This is a genomic window from Paenibacillus sp. S25, from assembly GCF_019454085.1.
Lineage (GTDB): Bacteria > Bacillota > Bacilli > Paenibacillales > Paenibacillaceae > Paenibacillus > Paenibacillus polymyxa_B.
In genome coordinates this window covers 1259031-1281319 of record NZ_CP073683.1, presented here as the reverse complement: position 1 = coordinate 1281319, position 22289 = coordinate 1259031, and the positions used below count along the sequence as shown (strand labels likewise).

7 protein-coding genes are annotated in these 22289 nt (G+C 48.8%); all 7 read right to left on the bottom strand.

Features of this window, described 5'->3' with window-relative positions; all coding sequences use genetic code 11:
• Nucleotides 1–12: 12 nt before the first annotated feature.
• The 7 genes from KAI37_RS05585 to KAI37_RS05555 all read right to left on the bottom strand — a co-directional run bounded on the left by KAI37_RS05585 (nucleotide 13) and on the right by KAI37_RS05555 (nucleotide 22285).
• Nucleotides 13–4932 (bottom strand): condensation domain-containing protein, encoded by a 4920-nt coding sequence (locus KAI37_RS05585; RefSeq protein ID WP_220030892.1) that lies wholly within the window; start codon nucleotides 4930–4932, stop codon nucleotides 13–15.
• The gene (locus tag KAI37_RS05580; RefSeq protein ID WP_220030891.1) at nucleotides 4929–12551 is read right to left on the bottom strand and encodes an amino acid adenylation domain-containing protein; all 7623 of its coding nucleotides are present in this window, start codon (nucleotides 12549–12551) and stop codon (nucleotides 4929–4931) included. The genes KAI37_RS05585 and KAI37_RS05580 overlap by 4 nt, the downstream gene beginning before the upstream one ends.
• Nucleotides 12552–12634: 83 nt before the next feature.
• Nucleotides 12635–13783: an archaeosine biosynthesis radical SAM protein RaSEA gene (locus tag KAI37_RS05575; RefSeq protein ID WP_071639839.1), complete on the bottom strand. Its 1149-nt coding sequence runs from the start codon at nucleotides 13781–13783 to the stop codon at nucleotides 12635–12637.
• Between the two features lie 2 nt (nucleotides 13784–13785).
• A complete protein-coding gene (locus KAI37_RS05570) occupies nucleotides 13786–15192 on the bottom strand; it encodes a condensation domain-containing protein (protein WP_220030890.1) in 1407 nt (468 codons plus the stop codon).
• A 15-nt stretch (nucleotides 15193–15207) separates the two neighbouring features.
• Nucleotides 15208–16239 carry a class I SAM-dependent methyltransferase gene (locus tag KAI37_RS05565; RefSeq protein ID WP_076292320.1) on the bottom strand — a complete coding sequence of 344 codons (1032 nt, stop codon included), beginning with the start codon at nucleotides 16237–16239 and terminating at the stop codon, nucleotides 15208–15210.
• Nucleotides 16236–19151 carry an excinuclease ABC subunit UvrA gene (gene uvrA, locus KAI37_RS05560; RefSeq protein ID WP_220030889.1) on the bottom strand — a complete coding sequence of 972 codons (2916 nt, stop codon included), beginning with the start codon at nucleotides 19149–19151 and terminating at the stop codon, nucleotides 16236–16238. Before uvrA ends, KAI37_RS05565 begins: the two co-directional genes overlap by 4 nt.
• A gap of 38 nt (nucleotides 19152–19189) precedes the next feature.
• A complete protein-coding gene (locus tag KAI37_RS05555) occupies nucleotides 19190–22285 on the bottom strand; it encodes a cyclic peptide export ABC transporter (protein WP_258383050.1) in 3096 nt (1031 codons plus the stop codon).
• Nucleotides 22286–22289: the final 4 nt, after the last annotated feature.

Genomic DNA, 22289 nt, shown 5'->3' with positions numbered 1-22289 from the left:
ATGAACCGCACGTTAATGGGATACCTTAGACAGGTTGGACACACTACTAGCAATGGTCTTGATTATTTTGTGATACCTTTCCAGCATGGAGTGAACATAGGAAGATTCCAGCAAAGCGGTATTCCACCTCAGGGAACAGGTCAGTCCGGTTACTGATTTCACGACTGACAGTTGCAGTGCTGCTGGCTCTGAGGGGTATACACGCAATTCCACTGCCCCTACCTCGGGTAAAGATCTAGTCACATCCTCTGTGCAAAAGACGACTTTATAACGGAATGAAGCCTCCGTCCCGCTCTTCAACTCATTAGGGTCCAGCAGCAAATGAAACGGATATAAAACAGCTTGAAGCGCAGCTTGATGTTTGTCCTTCACTTTTTCTAGCAAAGGATTAAACGACGAAAGTCCCTCCATCGAAACTCTGACTGGCACAGGATGCTGGATACGTAAAGGTACTCCGCTCCCCTGAACCGGATGTCCTTCGGAATGTATGACATAGATCAAAAGCTCCTCCGCATGCGTTAATTGCCGCAGCAGCAGGAAATAACAGGCGAATAGAACGTCCGTAACAGAACCTTCATGACTGGAGGCAAAAGCTTTTAGCGCTTCAGTCTCCTCTGTGGCGAGAGGCACTTCAATAGAAGTCCACTCGGATGTTACAAAAGCTTCTTCCCCGCGTTTGAACGGCAATCCGATCAGAGGGAGCGGCTTTTGCAGTACCCCAGTCCAATATGCCTTTTGAGGCTCCAAATATCCTTCCTGCAGCAACCGTTGTTGCCAATAAGTAAAATCAATCTGCGAGATGGACTGAAACATGTGGTCTGTATCCACTGCCGAATCCGTAACAGCAGCGGAATAGCGAATAAACAGTTGTTCCAGCCAATCTTTCAGGTTCAGGCACTCCGTTAGTAATGGATGAACAGCGACGATCAATTGGCATCGTTCGTTGCTGTCACAACCCAAGCGTATCCGGTACAGCGGACCTCGTCGTAACTCGAACGGGTTTTGATACTCCACAGCCACACGGTGTTCCGCCCAAGAAGCTGCATCCCCCTCTATTACATCTGTGAATTTGTAATCCAACGGAAGATACGCCTGCACCTGCTGAGTCGGCCCAGCTGTCTCTTCCCTGAAGATTGTTCTGAGCGTGCTGTGTTCGGCTTGCAGTTCTTCCAGCACTCTGACAAATAACGTCTGATCCACCTTGCCTTTCCACACTGCATGAACGATCACGTGAGGGGTTGATCCTCGATGTCGCCATATCTGCTTTTGGTAAAAAGATAAAGGGTGCTGTTCAGCCTCCGGTGCCGGGCAGATCGCAGGAAGCGCAAAAGTAGAGTCCTTTTCCTGCCGTTTCTGTTTCATCTTCTCCGCTTCCTCAGATGAAAAAATCCGGTACTCCGCTAAAGCTTGCTCAGGCTGGTCCACAATCTGGTCGATCAGGCTGAGCAAATGTCCTGCCAGCGCAGTGATCGTCCGTTCGTGAAACAAGCAGGAGTAATACTCAAAGGTACATTTCAGTTCCCCTTGCGTTCCCTGAAAAATGTCGAGCTTTAAATCCATGGTTGAACTATGCTTGGCCCAGTCCACCATGTTCAGCATCAAATCTCCCATCGTAAATTGGGTTCTCTGCATCCCCTGGTTATGTAAAATAAACATGGTGTCAAAAATAGGGTTGCGTGAAAGATCGCGCTTCTGATCCAGATGCTCCACCATCTTTTCAAATGGATAATCCTGATGATCATACGCGGCTATGGTGCGATGAGCCACCTCCTCTAAGAAGTCCGCAAAGCGACGCTCACCCGCTGGAGTGTTACGAATAGGCAAGTAGTTGGTAAAAAGCCCTATCGTATGCTCTACACCCGCATAACGTCTGCCGGCAATGAGGGAGCCTACAATGATATCCTCCTGCCCTGTGTATTGATAAAGCAGCACATTGTATACAGCAAGAAGCGTCATATACAGCGTAGCGCCATGCTCCTGCCCCATCGCTCGCAAGCGTTCAGCGACCACTTTGTTAATCGTGAACGAGTACACCCCCCCTTCAAAAGTCATCACAGGTGGCCGGGGATAGTCACTGGGCATTTTCAGAACAGGCAATCCTGACTCCGGTCCTTCCGTTAACGTCCTCAGCCAAAATTGCTCCTGTTGCAGCATCTGCTCACTTTGCAGAAAAGCATTTTGCCATACAGCGTAGTCCTTATATTGGATACGCAGCGGCGGCAGGTTCTGCCCGGCATAAAGACTGGTAAATTCCCGAATGAGGATCTCCATGGAAACGCCATCCGAAACAATATGATGCATATCAAACATCAGCAAATGCTTGTCCTCTTCATCACATTCTTCCGTTAATCGCAGCAAGCGTACCCGAAGTAAAGGAGCCTCTCCCAGAGAAAACGGCTGGACAAATTCCTCCATCAGCTTTTGCACATCTGCTCCCTTTGGAGCCACTCCCAGGGATATATCAAGCTCAGCCTGTGGAAGAACACTTTGCACAATTTCATCCTCCGCAACATCAAACACCGTCCGAAAGGATTCATGGCGACGAATGATCGCAGCAAAAGCAGCTTTAAAGCGTTCCACATCCAAGCGTCCCGTGATCGTAGCCGCTCCGGGCATGTTGTAACTCAAATTGCCTTCTGCCAGCTGCTTCAAAATAAACTGACGGCGCTGCGCATTGGATACGGGATAAAATGCTTGTGGAGACACAGGTTCAATGGACTGGTAATCCGATTTTTTTTCGCCTGAAATAAGCTGGGCAAGCTCACGAATGCAGGGATGTCCAAACAAATCAACCAATGTAATTCGTGTATGGAATACCTGGCTTATGGCAGTAATCAGATCTGTTGCCAGCAGAGAATCCCCGCCTAGTTCGAAAAAATCCGCATCCACAGACAGTTTGTCAATGCCTAAAATTCGGCCCCAGATACGTGCCAGCCTGTCTTCTGTTTCCGTTGGAACATATCCGTCACCAAAGGAAACGCGTGCTTCGCTATAAGCTGACACCTGTTCATCGCGGTTGCTGCTTCGACGTTGGATCGGCGGGTCCACCCAATATCGTTGCTTTTCCCAAGCGTATGCAGGCAAGGGTACTTTGACACACCCACCTGCCGGATAATCCTCCGCCCAGCGCCTGTTCTCCCCAGCAACATATCGCCGGGCAATCATCCGGGCATCATCTGCATCCAGCGCCATTTCTGTCAGGGACTCGCTGCAAATGGTACAGAAAATCCCCTGCTGCTCCAGCCCGGTTCCATCCTGACAAACCAAAGCATCGTAAGCCTGTTTGAGCTTTGTCCAAAGACTGCGTCGATCCGTGACCGGAATCGCCAGCCGATAAGCATGATGCTCTCTGCCCGTATTCAGGACGTAACAGATATTTTCCAAAGAGGGAATATCGTCACTCTCCAAAAAATCAATATATCGGGCAGTCAATCTTCGCAGTGAATCCTCACTGTATGCCGAAAGGGTAAATACACGTTCCCCACCGCAGGGTAGATCGGAGGACGAAGAAAGGGAGGGCCTGCTTCCCTGATAATCCTCCAGCACCACATGACAATTTGTTCCGCTTAACCCCCATGAACTGATACCCGCCCTCAGTGGTATTCCGTCCTCACTTCGCCATTCGGTTAGCTTCGTATGGATATAGACCGGAGAACTATGCAAGTTCATCAACGGATTAGGATAAGCAAAATGCAGGGTGGGTGGAAGCTGCTTATGCTGTAAAGCCATGATCATTTTGATTAATCCTGCCATGCCTGAAGCGGAATCAAGATGACCGATATTGCTTTTGACCGAGCCGATACCGCAAAATTGTCTGTTTTGCGTATACCTGCGAAAGGCATTTGTAATCCCCTTAATTTCAATCGGATCTCCAATTTTGGTTCCCGTTCCATGAGCCTCGATGTAAGAGATCGTCGAAGGGTCAATGCCCGCACGCTTCCACGCCTCTACAATCACTTCTTCCTGAGCTCGGGCATTCGGGGAGGCCAATCCGTTGGAGGCACCATCCTGATTGATGGCACTTGCTTTAATCACGGAGTAAATATAATCGTGATCCCTCTCGGCTTGCTCCAGTGGCTTGATTAGAACAACACCACAACCTTCGCCCCATCCCGTACCGTTGGCATCCGCGTCGAAGCTGCGTGATTGTCCTTGCGGAGAAGTAATCCCAAGCCCGCCCGGCTCCATCCTGGTGGGTAACGCACCAATGGCTACTCCACCCACCAACGCCATGCTGCAATCTCCAGCGCGCAATCCCTCACAGGCCAGATGCAAGGCAACCAGGGATGACGAGCAGGCGGTGGCTACACTCAATGCTGGACCGGACAGATTCAGCGCATAAGCGAGACGGCTTGCGATCACTGGCGGGAAGTTCCCGACAAAGGCGGTGGACGACTCATTTTCAATCAGCTCCTTGTATCTCGCTTCGCTATAGCCCACGTATACCCCCACTCGTGAGCCACGAATGCGTTCACCACCATACCCTGCGTCCTCAATGGCCTCATAACCGGTTTCCATGAACATACGCTGCTGCGGGTCCATGTATTTGGCTTCACCCGGAAGAATATTAAAAAATGCCGCGTCAAACGTATCAACTTCCTCCAAATAGCCTGCCGGCATATATGGCCCTTGGTTCTCTTCATCCAAAAAGGGTCGAATCTGCTCCAGACGCGAGCCTGGAAACGTCCGTATCCCATTCAAACCATTGACCAGATTACTCCAATATTGTTCCTTGGTATCTGCTTGCGGGAAACGCCCGGCTACGCCGATGATGGCTATATCCCTGTTGCGGTTTATTCCATCGTGGGCTGCGGACGATGAAGCAGTTTTGAGCCGAACCTGATATTGCTTGATCAGAGAATACGCATGCTCTTCGGATAATTCCTGTTTGGCTACAAGCTGCAAAATGGCTTCAACAAACGTATCCCTCATATGCTTTCATATCCTTTCATAGCTTCATCCACTGAAATAGCGTCCTCCTTTACACGCTTGATCAGGCTTCGTAAATCCTCGTCCGCTTCGTCCGCGCCGGAAACTTCGACCTGTAAGTGCGGTGCTACGTCCGTCACTTCTCTTGTGCTGGCAGCATGCCTGTTTTCCATAAACTGCGCCAGCTGCGCAACTGTACCGTACGAGAACAAATCCCCGGCCTCCACTTCGGGATCAACCCGTTCATTCAGAAGACTCAGCACTTTCAAAATAAGCAAGGAATCTCCGCCGATTTCAAAAAAATGTTGACCTACATCAATTTCCTCATATCCCAGCACCTCTGCCCATATTTGGGCGATCTGCTGTTCCAGCTCTGTGTAAGGCTCTGTCGTTTTCCCTTTCAGACTGACCTTCACATCTGTCACCAAACGGTTAGGATCGACAGATGGCAGAGCTCCTGCTTCCTTGGTGGATTTAGCTACAGCTCGGCGTCGACTCGTCAACATATCCGGCGCAAGCTGAATTTTCATCATCGGCGCCCATTCACGGAGCTTCTGTGTATCAAACTTGCCGATTGCCACCTGATCCAGCGGATAAGACAGACTCATGCGGAAAGCAGCCAGCGCATCTGATACTTGCATATAGTCCATGCACCCTGGTCCTGTGAGTCCCTCCCACGCATACCAGTTGATCGCAAGCGTCGTTTGCCCCCGCATGTTACGCTGTGCGCTGAAGGCATCCATAAACGCATTGGCAGCCGCATAATCCCCACCACCAGCTCCGCCCCATAGCGAGGCTACCGAGGAGTACAGAACAAAGAAATCTGTCTCTTGTTCCGTCAGAAGCTTATCCAATACCAGCGTTCCGTGAATTTTGGGACGAAGTACTTTTCCAAAATCGCCCAAACTCTGAATCTCCAGCGGACGACTGGTGTCGCCGCTAGCTGCCGCACAATGAACCACTCCCTTAACGGGGCCATAACGAGCTTGTACATCGTCAAAAATGTGTTGCATCTGACTATAATCAGCCACATCTCCCGCGTAATAATGCACCTGTGAGCCGTGCTTTTCCATATCTGCAAAGGCCGAAAGCTTACGGTAAATTGCGGTATCAGCTTTCCTTTGCACCGGATCATTTTTGATGTGTGACCATTGCGATTTTTCCGGCAGCTCCGTTCGGTTCAGGATGACTAGATGGATCGGAGCTTGCTCGGCTAAATACCGGCTAACCTCCAGTCCTAATCCCCCTGCGCCTCCAGTGACGATATACACTGCACCCGGACGAACGGTGATGGAACGCCGGGGTGGAATACCCGGATGATTCCGATTATCTGGAGTGCTTACAGTATCCGATTCGAGACGAGACATACCTTGGATGTAACGCTCCTGACGGATGACAACGAATGAATCCGTTTTGTTCTCTTGCAGCTCGGTCATGATCAGATCCGCCACTTGCTCGTTGGTGTGGTGGAGCGTTTCGACATCCAGTCCGAAGCATTGCAATTGTGGATGCTCCTGAGAAATAACTTTGACCAAACCGTGAATCGCCGCTTTTTCAGGTGATACATGCTGCTCGTCCGATATCCGCTGGGTAAAGTTCGAAACCACCCGCAAGTCCAGAGTTTCATACAGACCCTGATGCAGTAATGCTTTAGTCAGAAAATAAAGGCTATAGACACCTGACTCCAAACCTGCATCCACTGTTTCAATGTTGACTGGGGTTGACGGGGTGGCTGTACAGGTCCAGAGATGAACGATACCGTTCAAGCGCTGGTTACGTTGTCCCAGTTCATTCATGAGTTGAATGTAATCTGCTTCTACACCCGGCTGGATGGTGTACTGATGATCGTTCCGTTTTTCAAACCTTTGCCCAGCCTCTACAGTCACCACATGATGACCGGAGTGCGTCAAGCGTTGCACCAGTTCCTCACCAATCCCCAGCTTGTCTTGGAAGATTAGCCAGTTTCCTTGAGCCAGCGCTCCTTCTCTTGTCTTCTTCAGTTCTTTTTTAATCCACCGAACACGGTACATTAAATCTTCAGCCCTGCTCACCTGTTCTTGCTCGCTCATTCGACCGATAATCAGCGAGGTTTCGGCCTCGGCACGGTTTGGCAAATGCATAGGAAAGGTTCGTACCTCCGTGAATCGCTCCTCCTTCAACAACTGCCCCCATGTTTCCGTCGGAACCAGCGGAGAATCCTTTCGTATGTCCTGATCCTCGAACAGCCACCATCCCTCCGTCATCCCCCAGACGAGATTTTCCGCAGGCTCGTTCTGCACTTTTTCGATCATAAACAGGGCTCCACCGGGAGCAAGCAGCTTTTTCAACTGGGACAAGGACGTTCGCAAACGGCTCGTGGCATGAACCACATTCAGGCCAATAATGATATCAAACTGTTCTGGCACAAAGCCTTGTGCCAAAGGATCTTCTTCAATATTAAAGGTCTGATATCGAACAAACGGGTAGGCTGCAAACTGCTTTTGCGCTTCCAAAATGATGCCCCGGCCCAAATCGGTGTAGCAATACTCGACTTGACGATCTGCTATGGCTGGGAAAAGGACCTTGCCCACCGTTCCCGAGCCTGCCCCAACTTCCAGAATGCGGAGCCGTTTTCCCGTTTGTGCTAAAATATGCTGCTTTAATGCGTCCAGCGCCATCGTCTCACACAGATCGCCCAGCGTACGTCCCTGATTGGCAAAGCCCGCCAGGAATTGCGGTGTACCATCGGGAAACAGCACACTAAGGGGTGACCTTTTCCCGGTCAGCACAGCCGGATAGGCGTCGAGACAATACTTCAACACCTTGAAGGTTCCCGCAAATGCCGGATATTGTTCCACGTATTGGGTGTATAAGGCCGACAGATCGGGAGCTGACCCTTCAAGGGTTAGCGTGATATTATCACCGTCAATGCAGATGTAACCCTGTTCCTCTACGAAACGCAGCATGAACCGAAATAGACGCTGATATGTGGAAGTAATCCCTATCGTATGCAACATTTCTGGCTCTTTATATACTTTTCCGGGTTCCGTGAGCGTCTCCCATTGTCTGAATAATCCGATAATAAGCTGGGCCGCAAATTCATCAACCGCCTTTTTATAGCCCTGTTCTACCGCAAAGCCGCTCTCTTTCAATAACCGTTCACCAAATTGGAAAACCGCCTCGGTATCCTGCCAGAAATCAGGAGCTTCCTCCTGCGTGTCAGGGGTCAATTCAGCACTAGTTGGTACATGCGGTGGTTGCTGAACTTTGGGTTCAACCCAGTAGCGCTTCTCTTCAAACGGGTAGCCTGGAAGAGGGACTCGCACCCGGTTTTGTCCGTGATAATAGTCCTCCCACTCCAGTTCCCTTCCTTGCATATACGCCTTCGCCATACGCTCCAGCGATTCCGCAGGCTGTACCCTATACGGCTCAGGGCTGTTCCCTGTTTTTGCTGTCATATTTACGTATATTCGTTCGCGATCCGGTAATGCCGAAGCTGAATCATGATCGCTCTGCTCCACGAACAGCATGAGCTTACGCCGTAATTCTTCCTGGGAGCCGATGACGGTAGCCAAACGGCAGGCGTCGTTTCCACGGCTGATATTGGTGCAGTAACAAATGTCTGCCAAAGCTTCGTTGGTATTTCCCAGATAAGCTGCAAACCTGTTGGCATAAGCGTAGAGCGCTTGTTCAGTCCGGGCTGACAAGGTGAATACATATTCCTCGCCCAGAGAAGGGACTTCTCTTTGGATCGCATATTCCTCCAGCACAACATGGCAGTTCGTTCCGCTCAAGCCAAAGGAGCTTACCCCTGCACGACGAATTCCGCAGTCTGGCGTCCATTCCTGAAGTGACGGAGCAACATAAACCGGAGAATTTGCAAAATCAATATGTGGGTTAGGCACTTTAAAATGAAGGGATGCTGGAATCTGACGCTTGGTGATGGCCAGCACTGCTTTTATAAACCCAGCAATCCCTGCCGCTGAATCCAGATGCCCGATATTGCTTTTGACTGAGCCTACCGCACAGAACTGCTTACGATCTGTGTACCGTCCAAAAGCCCGTGTAATGCCCTCCATTTCAATAGGGTCACCTAGCTTGGTGCCTGTTCCGTGTGTTTCGATATAAGAAACCGTCTGCGGATCAATCTCCGCGCGCTTCCAGGCCTCTTCAATCACTTCAGCCTGCGCTGCCGCATTGGGAGCTGTGATCCCGTTGGAGCGACCATCCGAGTTAGCTGCGCTTCCCTTGATTACTGCGTAAATATAATCACCATCAGCCACCGCCTGCTCCAGTGACTTCAGTACAACAGCGCCAACCCCTTCGCCACCGCCTGTACCATCTGCCGATGCGTCGTACGCTTTCGTCTTTCCATCAGGTGAGGCGATTCCCATATTGAAGAGATTTTCATCCACCATCGACAGATACAGATTGACACCACCAGCCACAGCCATTTCACAACCGCCGGACGTTATCTCCTGTACCGCATGATGCACGGCGATGAGTGAAGAGGAACAGGCTGTATCAATAACCTCCGCCGGGCCTGTCCAATTGAAGGCATAAGCAATCCGTCCAGCAATCACAGCCTGCAAATTCCCTGGAATTGCGGAAGGCTCTACCTGTGGCATAAGGTCCACATATTGCGGTGTGCCTGTCCCTACGAACACTCCTGTCTTCGAGCCATACACCTCTTTTTCCGAGTATCCCGCATTCACCATCGCTTCCCATACAACCTGCAACAGTAGACGCTGCTGCGGGTCCATCATCCGTGCTTCATTAGGGGATATTTGAAAAAACGATGCATCAAAGCCATCAATTCGATCCAAATATGCGCCTTGCGGCAACGATCTTGACTGCCCGACTACATCATCTGAACCCTGAGCAATATCCTGTAACCGATGGGCCGGAATGTCGCGAACGGCATCCACCTCGCGACACAGATTGTCCCAGAAGTCATCGCAATTGTCCGCCATAGGGAAACGGCAAGCCATGCCAATCACAGCAACATCACCGTTTCGCCCCTTGCTTCCAAGCTCAGGTCTGTGGGTATGTAGTCGTTTTGTTTCCGTTTTGCGAAGGACTTCGGTAGGTTGCTCTACACCGCCGAACTGAATGATTTTGGCCTGCATGGCGATCGTATGATGTGTAAAGAGCTGCGGAATCGTCAGCTGAACTTTCAGCAGATGGTGGATTCTGCTTTGCAGTCGCACGATAGACAACGAATTTCCACCTGCTTCAAAAAAGCTTTCCTCCACACTAACGACAGGTACGGCCAGCAGTTTCTTCCAGATCTCCGCCAGCTGTTCTTCCAACTCATTACGTGGTGCCACATATGCACGGGGTTCGGTGATTCCAATCTGGTGCAGAGGCAACGCTTTTTTATCCACCTTGCCGTTCACTGTAACGGGCATGGACTCCAAGCAGACGATATGAGCCGGGACCATATAGCCCGGTACATGCTGCTTCAAGTACGACTGGACATCGCTCGTTCCGATCAGAGAGTCTTGCCTGGCTCCTAATTTCTTTAAGGTATAAAAGGCAGCAAGATCCTCGGTTCGTTCCTCTGATCCATGCGGAATGACCACGGCTTCTTTGACGGACGGATGACTTCTGAGAACAGACTCAATCTCCCCCAGCTCCACACGCATCCCTCGGATCTTAACCTGATCATCGGACCTGCCGACAAACTCCAGATTGCCGTCAGCCAGCCATCTCACCAGATCGCCTGTTTTATACATCCGTTCTGATTCGGTCCCAAACGGATTCGGCACAAAGCGTTCTGCCGTCAAGCGTGGATTGTATAAGTATCCACGCGCCAGTCCAGCGCCAGCGATGAACAGCTCTCCAGTAGCTCCGAAGGGCAGCAAGCGTTGCTGTGGATCCAGAACGTATACCTGATAATTCAGCAGAGGCTTGCCTATAGGTAATGTTGCTCGCTGCTCTACAGGCAGGTATTCATACAGAGTCGTATTAATTGCCGCTTCCGTTGGACCGTAAATATTGAGCAGCTTGTCTATGTTCAACTTATCGCGTAATTGCTGTACCAGCTCGCCGCTGCAAACCTCACCTGCCATCATGATAAAGGCAAAGTGATGTTCGATATCTGTCACCTGTTCCAACAGCACTTCCATCAGTGAAGGTACGGTATTCAACACGTTAATCCGTTCCTTCCGTACCAGTCCCCAAAAGGCGCTTGGATCGGTTTTGGCCTCTTTTGGAATCAGATATAGTGTCCCGCCTGTAGCTAACGGTAAAAAAATCTGCTGCACAGAGGGATCGAATGTGAACGGAGCCATCAAAACATGTCTCAATTGTTCATGGAAGTCATAGTTACGTTTCAGTCCAGCCAATTGATTGACAATATGACGATGCTCTATCACCACCCCTTTGGGCGCTCCCGTCGAGCCTGAAGTGTATATGACATACGCTGTATGATCAGGTCTACCCTCAAACGGTAGATTGGACGGCTCCCCCGCATATACCGCAGGATTGGATAGATCGAGCACTGTTCCTTGAAAAGCATGGGTATCCACATGCTGTGGAGGTGAGATCAACAACTCCATCCGACTATCCGTTAAAAGCTGCTGTACCCGCTCTACTGGAAACGTCGGATCTATCGGACAATACGCCGCTCCAGCCTTTAATACCGCTAAGATGGCAATGATGACCTCCGTCGTCGGCTCAGCCATGATGCCTACGATATCATCCGATCCCACTCCGTGACGTTGTAAAGTACGGGCCAGCTGATTTGCTTTCGCATTTAGCTCTCTATAGCTAATGCGATACCCTGCCTCGACCACAGCAGCTTGTTCAGGCGTTGTCATCACCTGTTCTTCGAACAATTGATGCAGCAAGGTCACACCCGGCAGTTCTACAGCCGTCTGATTTAATCCATGTACCAGAAGCTCTCGTTGCTGTGGAGCCAGCATATTTGCCGCATCATCCTCCAGAGAGACCGCCGATTTCTCAGGCCATTGAGCCAGAACATACAGCAAATTTGCAGCAAAGGATTGGACTAGCGACAACGAATACACCTCAGGCCGATAAACCAGTTGCAGCATTCGGCCTTCTTCGTTTGGAACAAGCTTGATCATCAGATCAAACCGATCCAGGTCCTCAGTCACCGTTTGTAATCCCTCATCCACACATGCCAGTTGCCACAGTTCTTGCAGTTCTCTCCCGTGAACGGATGTCCATTTGTTATAGAGAAGGGGCACAGAAACATCCTGATGATTCATCGTTCGAGAAAACTCGGCCTTCATGTCTTCGTTAAGCTCACGCCAGGTTCGGCTTCCCTGAACTCGCGGCTTGAGAAAAAGCACATTTCCCCGCTTTGGTTCGGACTGTATAAGCGTCGTCGTGCCGATACAAATATCCTCTGACTGCGAATAGCGATAGACCAACCCTGACAGCGCCGTCAGGAACAAAATAAAACGTCCCAACTCCGAGCCCTTCGACATTTGATCCAATTGATGAATCGTTTCCCTGGGAATAACCATTTCGAGCGTTTCCTTGCGAGCCTCCGGCTGATGGTTAGACTTGCTTCTGCTTGTAGGCAGTAATTCCCTCGGCAGGTCTTGAGACCATTTTTTCATCCAATATTCTTCAATGATCCGGCCTTTCAAATGTGTACTTTTGTCCATACACACTCCCCTCTCTGTCAACCGTTCCAGGTCTTCATGAGCTGACGAATCCACCCTATTTTTCAGTTGATAATCTCAATGAATCACTTGATTAATTCACTATTCAAAATGCTCAGTCTTTCCTCAAAAGGAGGATGAACGTGATTCAGTTCCTTCTCCCATTCAGCCTTGCAGCTGCAATCCAGATGTTCCAGAACGCTCGGATCAAGAGTGTGATTATACTCCTTCAACGCCTCCATTACTCGATCACTGCAATGCGGACAATTGTAAGGCACCCCGACAGGAGAAGGATAGAATTGGAACAAGCCGACGATGATCTTGCCCAAATGCGCCGTCCGTTTTACCACCTCAACGATGCTCCAGAGCCATGCCGGTTTATAGGCACCCTGGTCACTTAAATATTGCACCAGTGTATAATCCTGTACGGTACAGCTTTCCAGTGAAACGGTCGTCGTACCGAGCTCAAAAGCATGCTCAATCGTTTGTACGGCATGTTCGATAGCCTCTTGTTCCGTAATAAAAGGCGGCTTCAGCAACACATAGCTGCGTAAATTCAGCTCCTGGGTCACCAAGCGGGCGGCCTTATCAAATTGCTTTAAGGAAAAGCCTTTGTTTATGCATACATACCGCAAAAAGTCGTCAATCATTTCGAGCCCCATAGCGACTTCCACATGCTTATCCGGTAAAAGACGCTTAATTTCCGCCATATTTTCTTTCGTTACAAATTCGGGTCTGGTTTCGATGACCAGCATTTTGATCTCAGGCTTTTCTCCAACCATGCGTATGATTTCCCACAGCGCTTCAGCCGGAACTTCATTGTCGTTGAGAATGGAGCCGTTGTTATACAGATTGAGTAAAGGATATTTGTTAAAATCAATCCGCTTAAATTCCTCACTAAATTGCTCCAAATAATAATGGGCAGAGAGTGGGCCGTCTTTACGTGTTTGCTTAGCCAAATGACCGCACATGGTGCAGCCATTTCCGTTTTTCAGGGCCCACTCACATCCGTTAGACATTAAATACATGACTGCGCGTTGATAGTTTTTTCCCTGAAAGTTTTCCTCACGAATATCCGTTTCTGTCGCTACTTTGTCCAAATGATACTGTTCATCCGGAATTTTGGCGTGAATCTCCTTCATTAAATTGGCGATGAGTCGGTAATAGTGGGCGGTTTCTTTCGTGGTCATCCATTGATAGGAATCCATTTGTTCCCAAGCTTTCGGCTTCTTCATCTTCATACACTCCTTTTCAAAGTATTCGGGCTATAGTCAAATTCAATCGCCCAAACCTCTTCCAGTCTCTTTTCCATCTCCGTCAAGGAGTGAATATTCTGAATGGCATAATCTCTTTCTGTAACGATCAGCCTGAGCAAAGCAACATAACGTTCACATAACAGTTCAATCGCGGACGGCTCATATTTTGAGGGCTGATACATGATTTGGATGGTCGTTTGCTCCATTTGATGAATGCTCACCAGAAGTGAATAATCCGTTACGCTATGGCCAGAAAAGGATTCCAAGGTCAATTCACTCTGTCGATTGATCTCCAGCGGATAATTTTCAATCACAAGCAACGTATCAAAAAGACGCTCTGTGCTTCTGAAATTGCCGTAAGATTGTATATCCACAAGCGGCGTTGTTTCGTAGGGCTGTCTCGCTACGCTGGCTTGCTGAATATCGAGCAAGGCTTGTTGCAGCGTATCTCCATTGCCTGACTGTAACCGTACAGGAACCGTGTTCATCAAAAGCCCCACTACCCGTTCAATTCCAGGCAGGCTGCTAGAGCGACCAGATACCGTCGTGCCGAAAAGCACATCCTGACGTCTGCTAACCTTTTGCAGCAGAATACCCCAGGCCGCTGTAAAAAGGGTACCTACTGTCACGGATTCTTCCTTCGCAACAGCTTCAAGCCCCCTCACCAGCTCCGATTGCAAAACATACGATTCGCAAGCCGTATCGCTTATTTCTGATCCAGCAATTATATCGGGTAAACACAGGGGCTGAACCTCATATCCAGTCAGGTAAGCTTGCCAAAATGCCTTGCTTCCGCTTCTATCCTGCGTACTAAGCCACTTCACGTACTCTCCAAAACGCGGCTTGGCTAATCGTTCTGGCTCCCGGCCTGCACGCAGCGCATCATATGCCCGGATAAACTCACCCAGCACAATGCCATTACTCCAGCCATCCATCACAATATGGTGGTTGCTGACCATCATGATATGACGATCATGCGCCAGCCTAAACACCGTAGTCCGCAATAGGGGGCCCTCAGACAGGTCAAATCCTACAGCACGGTCTGCCTCGCGCAGCTCCTGTAGTACCGTCTCTTGCTCCACATCTTCCATTCCTGTGAGGTCATGGAAAGTGAAAGATAGGACGCGTTCTTTCAGGACAATCTGAACCGGGTTCTGGATCTTTTCCCAGCGGAATACGCTTCTCAGCACTTCATGCTGTTGAATCGTCCATTTCCACGCCTCACAGCAGACAGATAGATCAAGCTGACCCTGCAGCGTATAGCTGTATTGCTCAAAATAAGCTCCTGTATCCTTGTCCCGTAAATAGTGGTAAAGCATTCCTTCCTGCATGGGAGTCAAACCAATGACGTCCTCCACACGTGTTTTGTTCAATGGACGGTGGCTCATGGTTTCTCTCCCCCCTTACAATTGAATGATGGTGCCAATCCCATATGCGAACAGTCCCTCTTGCGGGTGACGAATAAATGGCTCTCGACAGCCCGTTGGGTCTACAAACTCCTCAAAGGAGGGATAACTTTGTTTCACTTCATCCCAGAAAACGCCAACATCATAACCCCTTCCCCACGTTTCAGGCCGCATGCTGATATCATGAAAAGCAATCATGCCGCCCGGTGCCACCAGTTCTTGATACATACGAAAATCCGAACTCACTCCACCGTAGGAATGATCTCCATCAATAAATAGAAGGTCAATCTGCCGTTCTCCTAGAACCTTTTTCAAGTCCTGTTTGGTGGAGCAGTGAAATGAACGGTCTCGAATAAAAGAAAACTGCTGCCCCGTGCTACCAAAGCTGGAATAGAGCTGCACCTCACTGTCATCCTGACCACCTCCATACGGTCCACCTGGATAATCAATACTGACGAGCAACGCGTCCGGATCGGCCAGTTGACTCAGGCAATAAAATACACCGCCGCTGGCTGTCCCGATCTCAACGACTGTTTTAGGCTTTTGGCTCTTCACGACCTCCAGAAAACGACGCAGCTCATAGGGATTCTGAATGGCTGGAAAAACAGGTACATGCTCGGCGACACGCTCCAAAATAGCTCTTAACCGGATAGATTGCGGACTGGTCACGTCTTCTTGAAGATTTTCCGGGGATAGCAGTTCGAATAACTCGGGCACGATGACCTTAGCCAAGAGTCCTTCCACATCAGGTTCATCTTCTCCGTCCAGTAGCCATGATTCTGGTAACCGAGGAAGCTTGTCCTCTGGGTTTTCACCTTTTTCAATGGCTGCTTTGAGAAGATTCGCCTGTTCCCGTGTTAGCTTCACATACCCAGGCTTCCATGCATGAATGAGTATAAAATCACCCTTTACCTTGATGTGATCCAAGCCAAACTTGTGCACCCATGGCAGATCGTTGTATCGCTTTTGCAGATAATAATTTAGGGGGCCTGTCGGGAGAATGCGTAAATGTTCCAATCTGTTGCTCATGCTCTCACCTCGTTCTCGTCGTAATCCATTCCTAAGTTACGTAAAAAAGCTCCGGTATGGGAGTGCTCACAGGTCGCAACCTGCTCAGGCGTTCCAGCTGCCACTAGCTGTCCACCTCGGGTTCCCCCTTCAGGGCCAAGATCTATCACATAATCTGCTGTTTTGATCAGATGCAGGTTATGTTCAATGATGAGTACGGTGTTGCCCTCATCCACGAGCTGTTGGAGGATGGTTAGCAGTCGCTGAATGTCATCGGGATGCAAGCCTGTGGTCGGTTCATCCAAAATGTACAACAGGCTGCGCCCTTTTTTTAACTGACTTAGCTCCTCTACCAGCTTAATACGCTGGGCTTCCCCGCCAGATAATGTCGTTGCAGACTGACCCAGCTTCATATAACCAAGACCCAATTCGTTCATGAGCTTCAACTTGCCGTAAATATCCGGTTGGTCCGCGAAGAAAACAGCAGCTTCTTCAATGCTCATCTCCAATACATCCGCAATATTCTTCTCGTGATATGTAATTGCCAGTATATCCTCGCTGTAGCGTCTGCCCCGGCACGTCTCGCAAACCATTTCAACGTCAGACATAAACTGCATTTCAGTAACGATCACCCCGAGTCCTGAACAAACTTCACAGCGTCCACCCGGTGAATTGAAGCTAAAATGTGCACTCTTTCGTTGGAACTGCCTAGCTATTTCCGTCCTGGCAAATAGCTTTCGAATAGCGTCAAACACCCCCACATAGGTAGCCGGAGTGGATCGCGGTGTCCGTCCAATTGGCTTCTGATCGATACAGATCACCTGATCAATCGACGCTTCTCCTTTCAGCTCTACATTGTGCTTCAGATATGCAGATTTACCATCCAGGCGAGAACGTAATTTTTCATATATTACGTTATGAACCAGCGTGGTTTTCCCTGATCCAGATACCCCTGTAACACAAACCAAACACCCCAATGGAATACGTATATTCAGGTTCTGTAGATTATTCTCCCTGGCTCCTATCACCTCAAGATATTTCCCGTCACGGGCCTTTCTTCGCTGGGTGGGAACAGGAATACCTTGCTTGCCGCTCAAATATTGTCCTGTCAAAGACTTCGAATTGTTCATGACTTCTTCCACCGTACCCTGTGCTACAATTTCACCGCCGAGCAATCCTGCGCCAGGCCCAATATCAACAAGATAATCCGCTTGAACCATAATCTCTTCATCATGTTCGACGACCAAGATGGTATTTCCCAAATCCCGTAGTCTGTGAAGCATAGCTATCATTTTCCCGGTATCTTTCGGGTGTAATCCGACACTGGGTTCATCCAAAATGTAGATCATGCCCATCAGCCCTGAGCTTAGTTGGGTCGTCAAGCGTACGCGCTGTGATTCACCACCCGAGAGCAGGGTCACCGGACGGTTCAGATCTAAATAGTCCAGTCCCATATCCAGCAGTAGCGTCAATCGAGTCTTGATTTCCTGTAAAATGGGCTGGGCCACAGCTGCAAGACTCTCGAAAACTTGAGGTGCCGTTCGCAGTAGTTCATCACAGCCTGCATACAGCTCAACCAACGGCATGTTCGAAAAATCGCGGATCGTTTTGTCCCCCACACGATACAGCAGTCGTTCTGCCTTCAAACGTGTTCCTCCGCAGCTCGGACATACTTGTTCCCGCATCACTTCCTTGTCTTCCGCTTTCGTGGCGCTCATTTCATCCTTGGCATTAGCGTTAAAGCGCTCATAAATAAGATTCACAATACCTGCAAATCTTTCGTGCATCAGCTTGCCACCTGTAGCAGGATTCTCAATTGCAATCTTTTCCCCTTGAGTACCGTATAGCACAGCGTATAACGCCTCATCTGGCAGATCCTTGATCGCCGTATTCAGATCAAAATGATATCGGGTCGCCAGTCCCTCCAAAATTTTTCGATTTTTATGAAATTTCTCTTGCTCACATTGCCAGCCAAGTAGCTGAATCGCTCCTTCAGCTAGAGTTTTGGATCGATCAGGAATCACACGTTCCAGATCTACTTCATAATGAGTGCCCAGTCCTGTACAAGTCGGACAAGCACCCAAAGGACTATTCGACGAGAAAGCCCCTGCCGAAACTTCACTCGCCACCATGCTACAACAGGAGCAGCCAAAATTTGAATTCCATACGAATCGTTTATCAACCATAGGTCGAATTTGAATCCAGCCATCTCCTAAATCCAGTGCTTTATCCACCATAGCTTGGATATCTTTGCGTTGCTCCACGGAAGCTGAAATCGTAATTCTGCCAACCAGTACCCCCAGCTGACTGTCTCCTTTTCCTAGATGTACGGCCTGTAGAGACCTACCGGAAAACAAAACTTCTGCTTGCTCTATATCCAGCATTTTTTGATTCCAGCTTAATTGGGTGTAGCCTTTTTTTTGTATTTCCTTCAGCAACGCGACAGGCCCTTCATGTGGCATGGAAAGGATCGGCGCATAGATTTCTATTGAAGTATCAGGTGAGCATCGGAGTACCTGCTCCGTGATTTTTTTCCTTGTCTGTACAGACAGTGCTTCCTGACAGTAGGGACAAACCGCCCGACTTGTTCGTGAAAACAACAACCGGACAAAAGAGGAGATTTCGGTCAATGTACCCACGGTTGACCTCGGGTTGCGCGACACCGTCTTTTGCTCCATAGCGATTGCCGGAGACAACCCTTCGATCAAGTCCACATCCGCCTCTTCCGTTTTTCGCAAGCCCATTCGTTCATATGCGGACAGCGACTCCATTAAGCGTCGTCGCCCTTCCGCATATAGTGTATTGAAAACAAGCGAGGATTTCCCCGAGCCGCTAACTCCCGTGAAAACAACCAGTTGATCTCGCGGAATCCGCAAAGAGATATTTTTCAAGTTGTGTTGTCTTGCACCTTTGACAACAATGTAGTTTTGCATGCTAAACCCACACTTTTTTATAAATTTTAATGGATTGGTTATGAGCCACTGACTTCAGCACTCAGCACTTCCAGCTCCTTCATCTGCCCCATTTCCATCTTCAGCAGCCGGTCTGCGGTATGGAAATAATGGTCATCATGCGTAATGGCGAAAATAATTTTACCCGCCGCCTTCATTTCAGGCAGAAGTGTATGGTAAAAGAACTTTCGGAATTCCGGATCTTGATCGGCAGCCCATTCGTCAAACAAATATACGGGTCGATCCTCCAGATAACAGATTAAGAGCGCAAGCCGCTTCCGTTGCCCGCCTGATAGCTTGAGCGTACTGAAATATCCATCCTTGACCGTCACTTTTTCCTCTAGTCCCAGTCTTTTCAGATAACGCTCAATGTCAGACTGCTTTTCCTTATAATCAATGTCGTACAAGCGCTCAAACAGATGAAAATCAGAGAAGACGGTGGAAAAATACTCACCCGATGTGCGGGCGTCAATGACTTCTCCATTGATCGTGATGTATCCCGTTTGTGGAGGATAGAGAGCCGTCATTAATTTAGCAAGTGTCGTTTTACCACTGCCGTTGCCGCCTGTGATGAAAATGATCTGTCCTTTAGCCGCTTCCAGTGTAATAGGTCCGACCAGAAAGCTGGACTCTCCAGTCACGTTACTGTACTCGAAGCTAAGATTATGAAAACCAATTCGTTCCACAGCCACTTCTTCATCCACCAAACTCGCAGTATCATACACTTCTCCGCTGTCATCAGTCGGTATTTCCGCAATAAAGGCTTTAATTCTTCGCCAGGAGGTCCGAATCTGGAACAACTCCGGCACAGCCTGCAACAATCCGTTGATGGGTCCAATCAAATAGAGAAACACAACAACAAATTGAATTAATGTGTAATCTTTAATGTTCGGGAAAATCGTCGGGAACACAAAGGTAACTACACCTAAAATTAAAATCAGCAGCGTCTCACCCAGCACCAGCGCATTGGTAAATTTAATGCGGGACACGGAGCGTTTTTGACGATACTGTTCACAGCTATCCTGAATATCGCTGCTAAACTCCGTCTTTTTGCGTCCATGCATACTAAGCTCTTTAAAGCCTTTGAGCATATGGTCGATGAACCCCAAATACACGTTTTGAGTATCCCTCGCCTCTTCCCAATAGCGGTTAGCCGTACCGCTGACGATGCTATAAAATGCGGCAATCACCGCAATGACAGCCAGAGAAAGTATCGTACCCCAAAATGAAATCGTACCGAGATAAACAAAGCAGCAGATGACTGTCAGTAGGCTGGTCGCGAACCCAACCGCCACATTGGCCGAGAAACCCACCATCTCCGTATCATTATTTAAAGTGGCTAAAATTTTGCCATTGTCCATGCGTTCTAATTTGTCATAAGAGCTGTGTAGCACACGTTGAATCAGTTCCATTCGTTTTCGATAAATCATGTTGTAGGTAATCTTCACTAATTTGGTTTCAATCAGCTTGCGACCGAAAATATAAACCGCCAGCGCTAATCCGAAATAATACAGCAGATATTTGAGCGGTATTTCGCTGCCAATTGAGAAATTGACGATAAAAATGACAAAGGCATTCGCCGCCCCGCTCAGCAAGCTCATCATTACCAGTAAAGGAAACGAGCGTTTATTTTCGTCTGTGTTCGGAAAAAGTGTACCCAGCACCAGGTAGCCAAAGCTCAAAAGCAATCCCAGCCCCAAGGCTGCAATCGCAAACGGAAAGCTAAACGGAGACCAGACAATCGCAGTTGTCCAAGAAACGCCCTGCATGGCAGTAGGAACCAGATAAACTCCATACAAAAACGGTGTACTGCAAAGCAAAAACAGCAGCCATGTGAGCAGCTTTTTTGGATTCAAAGGCTTCAAAACACGTTGTTTACGGATGATATCCCGTACCACCGTCATCAACAGGACCACTACCGCCAGCACATAACATGCCAGCATGATCGTAATAACGGACCACGCATTGTCTGTTTTCTGATCTGGCTCATACGGAGACACAGGCTGACGATCTCGTAAAATGTCCATAAGACCATGCCCGGTGATATACGTTAACGTGGTACCGTTGTTTGCCATAATCCCTACAGCAAGCTGATCTTGAGGGCGAAAAACCATATAAGCAGAAAAATTCGGATTTAATCCAGCCTTGGACACCTCTCCGTTTCCGCTTTGATAGTCAGCCCAGCCCATAGCATAAGACGACATATCAAACTTGCTGGGGGTAACGGTGCGGTCAGGCGCATGAGTTTCCATAATTAATGGAGTCATGGGAGATTTCAGGCTGCCCAACTGATATTTGAGCCAAGTGGCGAGGTCATTTCCGTCCATCATGATATAACCAGCGGGACGGTTTCCTCTAAAGACAGGGGATTGATATTCACGTGCTTGAAAAAAGCCGTTCTTGTAGCCTGTTGCCATCGTGGGTGCGGCTTCTGTGGGATAAAGAGTGGTTTTATTCAGACCTAAAGGCTGAAAAATATGGGTCTTCATATAATCTTCGTAAGGCTGCCCTGTGACCTTTTGAATGACAGCCCCCACGATTGCATAGTTAATGGTGGCATATTCAAAGCGTTCGCCAGGACGATTATGTAATTCCAGACCATTCACATTTCGTACAACCTGTTCCAGGGAATCGGAACGGTTGGAGATCGGGATGTCGGTAATTGTGTACCATGGAATGCCACTGGAGTGATGTAACAGCTGCCGCAGTGTAATCTCGACATTTTGGTGCTTATACTTGGCTTGAAACCATGGAAAAAACTTTGAAACGGGATCATCCAGCTTCAACAACCCCTGTTGCTGTAGTTGCAGCACGGCAAGTGCTGTAAATCCTTTGGAGCAAGAGGCAATTTCAAAGCTTGTCTCGGGTGTTACAGGAACCTGCTTGTCCACATTGGCGTACCCAAAACTTTTGAGATAGGCCGTCTCCTTTCCACGAATCACAATAACTGTCATTCCAGGGATATGACCTTCCTGCATCTTCTCGTGAATAAATGCTTCCAAACGCTGAGTGGTGTTTTCATCCAATCCTGCTGCGGCCTCCGCACGACTGGGCGGAATACATGTAGCCACTAAAGCGAAAATCAGGATAACCGCTGCCATTTTTCTCATGATCATCTTT